Below are 9,858 nucleotides of genomic sequence, written 5' to 3' on the forward strand. Positions count from 1 at the left end.
TCATCAATCTGATTTTTATTTAAAAATGGTTTCATTTTTATTTTTATTAATTTAATTAATTTAGTTTTCATAAAAATAATTGTGTTTTTTTGATTTGTGAAATTTAACATTAATACAATAATCTCCGATTTATCGATGAGCCATGGGATTCAAAAAAACTTGGAAATTTATGTAAAATTACAATGGGTCAATCCCCTTCATCAAGCAATTACACTGAAAATGAAAATGATACAGTTTTAATTCAAGGAAATGCTGATTTAATTAATGGAAAAGTGGTTCCTAGAATTTATACATTAGAAGTAACAAAGACTGCTAATCCTGGAGATATTATTTTAACTGTTAGAGCTCCAGTTGGAGATTTAGCTATAAATGAGTATAAATCATGTATTGGGCGAGGAGTATGTTCTATTGAAGGAAATAAATTTATTTATTATTTTTTACAAACTCTAAAAGATAAGCATGTGTGGGAAAGATTATCACAAGGAAGTACATTCGAATCAATTAATTTCAATGACCTAAAGAATTTAAATGTAAAAATACCATCGGAAAAAACTCAGAAATCAATTTCTAACTTTTTGACCCTAATTGATGATAAAATTGAATTATTAGAAAAGAAATATGAAAATTATCATAATTTTAAAAAATATTTGATGCAACAGATTTTCGCACAGAAATTAAGATTTGATTTTGATGATGAATGGAAACAATATAAATTAAAAGAATTATTAACAGTTAAATCCTCAAGTATTTCAATAAATCAATTAGAAGATAATATAGGTGATTATCCATTGTATGGTGCAAGTGGATTTTTAAAAAATATTGATTTCTGCGAAATGGAAACCGATTACATTTCAATTGTTAAAGATGGTTCTGGAGTTGGAAATCTTAGTTATCATGAAAAAAATTCATCAATAGTGAATACTTCTCAATATTTGTTGCCTAAAAAAGATTTTGACATCCATTTTCTTTATTATCAATTACAAACATTAAATTTGTTAAAATATGTAAATGGATCATCTATTCCTCATATTTATTTCAAAGATTATTGTATTGAGAAAGTAACGGTTCCTAGTTTACCTGAACAACAGCAAATTGGCAAATTATTTGTTGATGTTGATAAAACTATGGAAAATTTAGATAAAAATATTAATGTAATGCAAGATTTTAAAAAGGGTTTACTCCAACAAATGTTTGTTTAGTTGCTATTTTTTTAATTTATTATGAATTATTTTTAATAATAATTCATAAATTTATATTTTTTTTATTTTTAAGTTTAAATTAAGATATTTTGTTTAATTCATTTATTTTAATTACCAACTCCGATTTAGTGGATTTGATGATGAATGGAAATCTTACAAAATTGGAGATATCAGCAAAACTTATTCTGGTGGAACTCCATCTACTTCCAAGAGAGAGTATTATGAAGGAGATATTCCCTTTATTAAATCTGGTGAGATTAATAATAATGTTACTGAGCAATATATAACTGAAGATGCAATAAATAACTCTTCTGCAAAGAGAGTTCAAAAAGGAGATTTATTATTGGCATTGTATGGTGCTACAAGTGGTGAAGTAGCAATTTCTAAAATAAATGGTGCAATTAATCAAGCCGTTTTATAAATAGACAATGATATGGACAATTATTTCCAATATAATTACTTTTTAAAATATAAAGAACAGATAACTCATAAATATCTTCAAGGAGGGCAAGGAAACCTTTCAGCAAACATAATTAAAAAATTAGAATTTAAATTTCCTAAATTAAATGAACAGCAGAAAATAAGTCGGTTTTTATTGTTAATTGATAAAAAAATAGAGTTTTTAGAAAAAAAACATAATGTCTATCAGGATTTCAAGAAGTATTTGATGCAACAGATTTTCGCACAGAAATTAAGATTTAAAGATGACAACAATGAAAATTTTGATGATTGGAAAGAAAGAAAATTATCCAAATTTTTAACAGAACATAAATTAAAAAGCACTGGAAAAGAAGAAGTATATTCAGTTTCTGTTCATAAAGGATTAGTAAATCAAGTAGATCATTTAGGTAGAGCATTTTCTGCACCTGACACATCTAAATATAATTTAGTTAAACCAGGAGATATTGTTTATACAAAAAGTCCTACAGGAGATTTCCCATTAGGTATTATAAAACAAAGCCGTGTTGATAAAAATGTCATTGTATCGCCGTTATATGGTGTTTTCACTCCTGAAACATATGATTTAGGATATATTTTAAATGATTATTTTGAATCTGATGTCAATACTCACAATTATTTACACCCTATTGTCCAGAAAGGTGCCAAAAATACAATGAACATTACTAATAAAACATTTTTATCCAAATCTTTATTTGTACCGACAGATAAAGAGGAACAACATAAAATTGCCCAATGTTTAATGAAATTTAATGAGAATACAACATTAATTGAAATGCAAAAAAATCAAGTTGAAGATTTTAAACAGGGATTACTCCAGCAAATGTTTGGTTATCTGCACACAATTCTTAATTTCTGTGCGAAAATCTGTTGCATCAAATACTTCTTGAAATTTTGATAATATTGATGTTTCTTTTGTAATACTTCCATTTTGTTATCAATAGTTGAAAATAGGCCAGATATCTTTTTTTGTTCAGTTAAAGTGGGAATATTAATTGGAATTCTTTTAATTTCATTTTTACTTATCTCTAAAAATGTAGAACCTGAAGCTCTTCTTATAAATTCATTTTTAATTGTTGAAATCAAATAGTAAACAAATTCATTATCTACATTATTTTTAGTTATTAATGATTGAAAACCTTGATTTGTGGAACATTCTGTTAAAGCAATGCTAATTTCACCAACTGTGGCTCTTGAAGATAATAAAATAGTATTTGCAGGCAATAATTTTGCAGAACTATTTTTTAAACCTTCTTCAGTGATATATCTTTCACTATCATGAATATATTTTGTTTTACCAATTTCTGAAGGTGTAAACCACTTTATTTCACCATTCCAATACTCTTCAACTTCAGTTTTTGGAGTTCCACCACCTACAACCTCAGCAATTTCACCAATTTTAGTGGAATCCCATTCGTCATCAAATCCGCTAAATCGGAGTTTAGGCACTAATCTTTTATCATTCATAATACCAACTCATTCAAATATTGGTGCTTGGATGCCCAATTCATCACAATACTTTTTAATTTCAGCATCGACTTCCTTCATTTCTTCATTAATTCTACGGAGTTCTCCAACAACTTCATCGAAGTCAACTGGCTCTTCTTCTTCAAAAGTATCCACATATCTAGGCATATTTAAATTGAAATCATTTTCACGAATTTCATCCATTGTGGCTTTATGTGAATATTTTTCAATTTCTGCACGTTCGATATAAGTCTTAATAATTCTCTCAATATCTTCCGTTCGTAATCTATTCTGATTTTTAACTTTTTCAAAGTCTTTACTTGCATCAATGAATAAAATATCTTGATCTTCTTCACGACATTTTTTAAACACTAGTACACAAGTAGGAATTGATGTTCCATAAAATAAATTTGCCGGCATTCCAATGACCGCATCCAAATAGTTTTTTTCACCCACCAAATACTCTCTAATTTTTCCTTCTGCTGCACCTCTAAATAACACGCCATGAGGTAAAACAATTGCCATTGTTCCATTTTCATCCAAATGATAAATCATATGCTCTACAAATGCATAATCTGCTTTTGATTTTGGAGGTAATTTTCCTGCTGCAGAAAATCTCTCATCATCTAAAAATCTATTATCAGAAGACCACTTTGCAGAAAATGGCGGATTTGCTACAATAGCTTCAAATTTTTGATTCATAAATTGAGGGTCTTCTAAACTATCACCCTGTCTTATATCAAAATCTGCAAAGTTAACATCATGCAAAATCATGTTCATTCTAGCCAAGTTATAGGTGGTTTGATTTAATTCCTGACCATAAAAATCTGTAACTTTTACTTCTTTTGAAACGCGCAACAGCAGGGATCCGGAACCACATGTTGGGTCATAAACTGATTTTAAACGTTTTTTGTCAACAGTCACTAATTTTGATAAAACTTTACTTACTTCCTGAGGAGTGTAAAACTCACCTGCTTTTTTACCGGCATCAGATGCGAATTGACTTATTAAATATTCATAAGCATCCCCTAAAATATCTTTTTCAGCATTTTCAAGTTCAAAATCAATTTGTGACAAATGCAATAATATATTACCAATTAATCTATTTTTATCTGATACTTTTTTACCTAATTTAGATGACTGTAAATCAACATCTTCAAATAGATTTTCAAAATCTCCTGAGCTTTCCTGACCTATTGCAGAATCACCCACTTTTTTAAGTGCTCTTTCAAGATTTTGAATTAAATCTTCATCACCGACATGTGCTTGCTCAACAAGATTTGAAAATAAAAATTCTGGTTCAATAAAATAACCTAAATTATTAATAGCAACATCTTTTAATACTTCATGGTACTCTTCATTTTCCCAAGCTTCAGAAAAGGTTAATTTATCATTTTTTAACTTTTCAGTTAGTTTTAAATCTATTTTTTCAGATAAGTATTTGTAAAAAATGAATCCTAAAATATAATTTTTAAATTCATTAGCATCCATATTCCCACGTAACTCATCAGCGATAGCCCATAATTTACTTTCTAAATTGTTTGTATAATCAGACATTAAATCACACCCCATTAAACTAATGCAAATCTATCAACTAAATCAATAATTTTTTGTTTCAATAAATTTATCTTTGGAACCTTTTCTAAAAGACCCATCTCCTCTTGGAAAGTTTCCTCGATATCATCATCATAAATTTTACCAGAATACTCAAATTCTTCAATAATATGTCTTGTTTTATCAGCTTCAAGTTTTTCAGATAAAATCATCCTATCAATTTCTTTATTTTTCTCTCTTTCAAAGAACCTAGGCAATTCAAAGTCAATATCAACATCTCCTGAAGATTCAGTGATGTTTTCAACAATGAATTGATCAATAAGCTCTGCTTTACTTTTAAGTTCATGTGAAGTTTGCATTAAATCATGAATAAATTTAATATCCTTTTCAAAACCAGAACTTTTTGGATCTAAGTCTTTGAGTAAATTGATAATATAACCAACATTAATATTGTCTCTTCTTAACAATTCTATTTCAAAATCAACGTCTTGTAAAATACTTGTTTTTTCAATTAGAGCATGTGGATTAAATTTATCATACAAATCCAAATATTTACTTTTAAAATCATTTAATTTCTGCTCAGAAATATCTAAATCATCATATTCAAATTCAGAGAATGTTAACATACGATTTAATAATCTAAGTAGATTTTTAAATATCAAAACAAATTTCGCTAAATCTTTTTCATCTTCCAAAATGTCAACATCATTAACATCAGGAGTTAAACCAAAAAGACGGTTTAAACATTTATTAAAATCTTCAACATAATCTTGATAAGGTTTTCTTATAATGTATTCAGTGGCATTTTCATCAGAAAATAGTCTCACTGCCTGATCAGTTCTTTCTTTAAGGTTTCTAAAACAAACAATATTCCCATGCATTTTCTTTTCATTATAAATACGATTAGTTCTTGAAAACGCTTGAATTAAACCATGATACTGTAAATTTTTATCAACATATAATGTATTCAATAATTTATTATCAAAACCTGTTAAAAACATATTAACAACTAAAAGAATATCAATTTGATTGTTTTTACTTCTTTTACTTACATCCACATAATACTGATTGAATGTATCTGTTGTGAAACTAGTTCCAAACATTTTATTATAATCTTTAATATGATCTTCAAGCATATCCTTTGGGTGTTTGTCTCCTTCAAATTCAACATTAGCCCCATAAGAATAAATTGTAGCAATCTTTAAACCAGAATTTTTCCTTTTAAATATCTCGTAATATTTATTTAAAACTTCAACAGATGAAACGCAAAAAATACTTGTAAATTCACGAGCATATGTCTTATTATCATGATATTTTATAATATAATCAACAATTTTTTCTAATCTATCCGCTGATTCCATTAATTCTTTTGTATCAATAGCTTCAACTTCAATATCTGTTTTTATTTTGTTTTTATAATTTCCAACATAATCAACACAGAACCCTAAAACATTATTATCATGAATTGCATCTTTAATTAGATATGAATGAAGTCTTTTTCCAAATAAATCTTGAGTAGTTCTATGATTATTGGCATTATCTGCAAATATTGGTGTTCCAGTGAAGCCATAATAGTTAATGTTTGTGAAAAATCCTGTGATGTCGTTATGCATGTCTCCAAATTGAGATCTGTGGCATTCATCAAACATGAGAATCATTCTCATGTCTTTATACTCTTGAAGATGTTCATCATTGTTTTTTACAGCACGATGTAATTTCTGAATTGTTGTTATGATTAATTTATTTTGTCCAGTTAATTGTTTTATCAATGCTTTTGTATTATCTGTTCCATCCACAGCATCTTCACAAAAACTATTGAATTCTTTAGTTGTTTGATAATCCAAATCGTTTCTATCCACTATAAACATCACTTTATCAATATCTTCTCTTTGTGATAGAATTTGACATACTTTAAAGCTTGTTAATGTTTTACCCGAACCTGTAGTATGCCATATATATCCATTTACCTTATTTGAAACTTTCTCAAGTATTGCCTCAACAGCATAATACTGATAGGCTCTTAAAACCATTAGTGATTTTGTTGATTCATTTAAAACCATATATCTTGATATCAATTTAGATAATTGGCATTTTTCTAAAAATGTATTTGCAAAATCATTTAAATTAGTGATATTCATATTATTTTCATCTTTCCAAAAGAAAGTAAAATTATAATTCAATTCAGAGTTATTAGCAAAATATTTGGTATTAACACCATTACTAATTACAAAAATCTGAATATAATTAAATAAATTATGATAAGAATGTAATTGGTATCTATGGATTTGATTGAAAGCTTGTTTTAACTCAACTCCTCTTTTTTTAAGCTCAATTTGAACTAAAGGCAAACCATTAATTAGAATAGTGACATCATAACGATTAGTGTATTTGCCTTTCATAGTTATCTGATTAGCCACTTGAAATCTATTTTTGCACCAATCCCTTTTGTTTAAAAATTTTACATAAAAAGTTCCATCATCTCTTTCAAGCTCAAATTGATCTCGAAGCTTTTTAGCTTTATCAAATATTGAACCCCCTTCAAGATGAATCAAAATCCTTTCAAATTCATCATTGCTAAAAGTGGTTTTATTGAATGCTTCTAATTCATGTTTAAAATTTTCCTCTAAATCTTTTTCATCTTTTATAGATACTAAATGATACCCTCCATCAATAAGGGTTTTCATTAAATTATCTTCAAGTGCTGCTTCACTTTGAGTTGACATAAAATACCTTCAAAACATTACTAAATCAAATTTACAAACAATAATCAATATTGTATTAATAATAACTTTATACCAACTAATATATTAAAGTTTTAAAAATAAAAAAAAGAAAAGAAAAAAAAGAATTAAATTAAATATTCTCTTTTAACATGTATCCAAGATACACTCCAAAATAAGCTGCAACCGGAATCAATAAAATAAACAATATTATTTTAAAAACAAAACTGAAATCAACAGATGGAGTGAAACTTGAGGCTGCAGGCTGAGAGGAACCTGAATATGATGATCCGGATGAACCGAATGGTAGAACAGAACTCAAAGCTGAAATTATACCCATTAAAAAAGTAAATATCAATCCAATTCCACATAAAACAACTGCAAAAATGCTTCCAAGATACATTGAGAAATTTGGAAGTACATATGATTTGTCCTTGCAGGCAAAATATCCTGTAAATATTCCTCCGAAGAATACTGAAAATACGATTGTCAATATCAGAAATGTCACCAAATCGATTGCTGAGTTTGCAAGAAATGATGACCAGACAATTGATCCTATAAACAGGAATGCTCCAAATACGACAAATGAAAATATGATTATCGGAAGACTTGCCTTTTCAGTTAAATTCTCGAAAAATCCTTTTTTATTGTTGTTTATGACTGGATTAAATAGGTTACAGCCACATTCTGTACAAAATTCTACATCATCATCACTGATTTCATTTCCACAATTTGGACAATGTTTCAAAATAGCCATTTAAACACACCTTATTATTAATTTATAATTAAATTAATAAAAATATTATGGTGCATGTGATGAAAATAAAAAAAAGAAAAATGGGAATTAAATCCCATTTATAAAGGATTTAATCCAGTCCAAGAGGCTGTCTATGGAAAATCCTCCAGTGGAGTTTCCATCAATAATGTCGCCTAATTGGTCTTGATAATAGTTTACGTCACCTTGAACGTTTTGCACTTGTTCAATGGAGTCCGCAAGGTTTTCAATATCAACGCTTGTGATGTTGATATTGTTGTTCTGTACGTAATTATTGATTATATTCACAATTGTATCGTGATCTGTTACATTGTCACTTGATACTTCATCTTTCACTTGATTTACCAGATTAGCCAATTCGTCTGCACTTACACCGGAATTGTTCACGATTTCAGCTTCGGTAAAGATTTCATTGTTTGCAGCTTCCTTAACTGTTTCCGGAATTTCAACATCAGTTGCCACTTCATAGGAATTCATAATTCCCGCAAGGGCTGATTCTCCTGTTGCTTCGACAGGGCTTGTTACATATACGTGTCCACGAGTGATACCGGCTGACTTCAATGCTGAAATGTACATGTCGCCAGTAATTGTGGTGATTTTTGACTTGTCAACACTTACCTTAAGGTCACTGTTATCATTCAAATCAACCAATGCTGAAGAGAATATCTGACTTGAGTCATATGCCCTTCCGGTTATTGAACTTGAGACTTTATTTACTTCATCTGCAGTTATGATTTTTGATTCTGCATCGTTTACGTTCACATGTCCATAGTTTGAAAAGAACATGTCGACAACAGATTTGTATTCTGGATTTGCGTGAGTTGTCTCACCATAAGTTATTACAACGGAATTTGCTTCGCCAGAAAATCCAACAGGGATTAGCATGGCGACTACTATTAAAGCTAGTATTGCTACAGTAATTTTGCGCATATTTTTCACCTCACTAAAATTCCGATTTAAGATTATACGAAGTAGTATATAAATGTTGCAGTTTTTGAAATCCATTAGTCTATTAATCTCAGTGCTAATTAAAGCATAACTCGCCTAAAAACTGTCGATATATATTTTTATATTCCGATTAATAAAGTTTTAATTATATTTAATGCATTTAAACTAAAATATAGCATTAGAGTTTGAAAGAATGTATTTCTCGAAAATTTAGGAGGGATTTTATTTCTGATGACAATTCGAAACACATGCATGAACAACAGATAAGTAAACAGCACATGCATGAACAGCAAATACACAAAGTGCACATGCGCAAACAGGACAGATTTAAACGGCACAGATACAGGCGAAAGGTGGATCGGATAATTAAAAAAAGACCGCCATGGAAAGAATACACATTAAGTCTGGTAGTTTTAATTTTAGTAATCATTTCAATGTCAATTGGAATCATAGCGATTAAAATAACCGACACAATCAGCTTTTTACTATTGCCTCTGATATATTCTCTGGTTATGGGATTAGCCCTCTTTTTGGCAAAGCCTTTTAAATATATAGATGTGGAGCAGGCTAAAGTAGCTGAAGGGGTTATGATTTTACTCATTGGTGTTTTAATTTGTAAACTGGCCATTTCAAGCGGACAGTCTATCTAAATCATTTTCCAGGTAGGTCCTGCTTTAGTTTTACAGCTTTTAGGTGATTTAGGTACTCTTATAGCATTGCCTGTTGCTTTGCTTTT

General features: G+C 28.9%; 8 protein-coding genes and 1 pseudogene. 4 read left to right on the forward strand and 5 right to left on the reverse strand.

All coding sequences use genetic code 11. The annotated features are described in order from the left end of the window. Nucleotides 1-182: 182 nt before the first annotated feature. The 3 genes and pseudogenes from Q0W26_RS09870 (at nt 183) to Q0W26_RS09880 (ending at nt 2,556) form a co-directional block, all read left to right on the forward strand. A complete protein-coding gene (locus Q0W26_RS09870; protein WP_298524638.1) occupies nt 183-1,199 on the forward strand; it encodes a restriction endonuclease subunit S in 1,017 nt (338 codons plus the stop codon). A gap of 100 nt (nt 1,200-1,299) precedes the next feature. Then, nucleotides 1,300-1,827: pseudogene (locus tag Q0W26_RS09875) on the forward strand (restriction endonuclease subunit S); the annotation flags it as partial. Between the two features lie 39 nt (nt 1,828-1,866). Continuing rightward, nucleotides 1,867-2,556: a restriction endonuclease subunit S gene (locus Q0W26_RS09880; protein WP_298524657.1), complete on the forward strand. Its 690-nt coding sequence runs from the start codon at nt 1,867-1,869 to the stop codon at nt 2,554-2,556. On the opposite strand, the gene Q0W26_RS09885 is transcribed toward Q0W26_RS09880, so the two are convergent. The 5 genes from Q0W26_RS09885 to Q0W26_RS09905 all read right to left on the reverse strand — a co-directional run bounded on the left by Q0W26_RS09885 (nt 2,490) and on the right by Q0W26_RS09905 (nt 9,104). Then, nucleotides 2,490-3,125, reverse strand: a complete 636-nt coding sequence (locus tag Q0W26_RS09885; RefSeq protein WP_298524641.1) for a restriction endonuclease subunit S — start codon at nt 3,123-3,125, stop codon at nt 2,490-2,492. The genes Q0W26_RS09880 and Q0W26_RS09885 overlap by 67 nt on opposite strands. 9 nt (nt 3,126-3,134) lie before the next feature. Then, nucleotides 3,135-4,682: a type I restriction-modification system subunit M gene (locus Q0W26_RS09890; RefSeq protein ID WP_298524644.1), complete on the reverse strand. Its 1,548-nt coding sequence runs from the start codon at nt 4,680-4,682 to the stop codon at nt 3,135-3,137. A 14-nt stretch (nt 4,683-4,696) separates the two neighbouring features. Then, complete coding sequence (locus Q0W26_RS09895; protein ID WP_298524647.1) at nt 4,697-7,402, reverse strand: type I restriction endonuclease subunit R; 2,706 nt, start codon at nt 7,400-7,402, stop codon at nt 4,697-4,699. Nucleotides 7,403-7,532: 130 nt separating this feature from the next. Next, nucleotides 7,533-8,156, reverse strand: a complete 624-nt coding sequence (locus Q0W26_RS09900; RefSeq protein ID WP_298524650.1) for a zinc ribbon domain-containing protein — start codon at nt 8,154-8,156, stop codon at nt 7,533-7,535. Between the two features lie 87 nt (nt 8,157-8,243). Continuing rightward, on the reverse strand, nt 8,244-9,104 hold the full coding sequence (locus tag Q0W26_RS09905; RefSeq protein ID WP_298524653.1) for a DUF1002 domain-containing protein: 861 nt from the start codon (nt 9,102-9,104) through the stop codon (nt 8,244-8,246). A gap of 266 nt (nt 9,105-9,370) precedes the next feature. Between Q0W26_RS09905 and Q0W26_RS11940 the strand changes: the two genes are divergently transcribed. Next, entirely contained in the window at nt 9,371-9,772 is a 402-nt protein-coding gene (locus Q0W26_RS11940) for a DUF3100 domain-containing protein (RefSeq protein ID WP_342765348.1), read from the forward strand. Nucleotides 9,773-9,858: the final 86 nt, after the last annotated feature.

Source organism: uncultured Methanobrevibacter sp. (assembly GCF_947169325.1).
GTDB lineage: Archaea > Methanobacteriota > Methanobacteria > Methanobacteriales > Methanobacteriaceae > Methanocatella.

Coding starts and splice junctions, on each gene's coding strand:
- Q0W26_RS09885 (WP_298524641.1), bottom strand. CDS start 3,125: ATGAATGATAAAAGATTAGTGCCTAAACTCCGATTTAGCGGATTTGAT.
- Q0W26_RS09880 (WP_298524657.1), top strand. CDS start 1,867: ATGCAACAGATTTTCGCACAGAAATTAAGATTTAAAGATGACAACAAT.
- Q0W26_RS09900 (WP_298524650.1), bottom strand. CDS start 8,156: ATGGCTATTTTGAAACATTGTCCAAATTGTGGAAATGAAATCAGTGAT.
- Q0W26_RS09905 (WP_298524653.1), bottom strand. CDS start 9,104: ATGCGCAAAATTACTGTAGCAATACTAGCTTTAATAGTAGTCGCCATG.
- Q0W26_RS09895 (WP_298524647.1), bottom strand. CDS start 7,402: ATGTCAACTCAAAGTGAAGCAGCACTTGAAGATAATTTAATGAAAACC.
- Q0W26_RS09890 (WP_298524644.1), bottom strand. CDS start 4,682: ATGTCTGATTATACAAACAATTTAGAAAGTAAATTATGGGCTATCGCT.
- Q0W26_RS11940 (WP_342765348.1), top strand. CDS start 9,371: ATGCATGAACAACAGATAAGTAAACAGCACATGCATGAACAGCAAATA.
- Q0W26_RS09870 (WP_298524638.1), top strand. CDS start 183: ATGGGTCAATCCCCTTCATCAAGCAATTACACTGAAAATGAAAATGAT.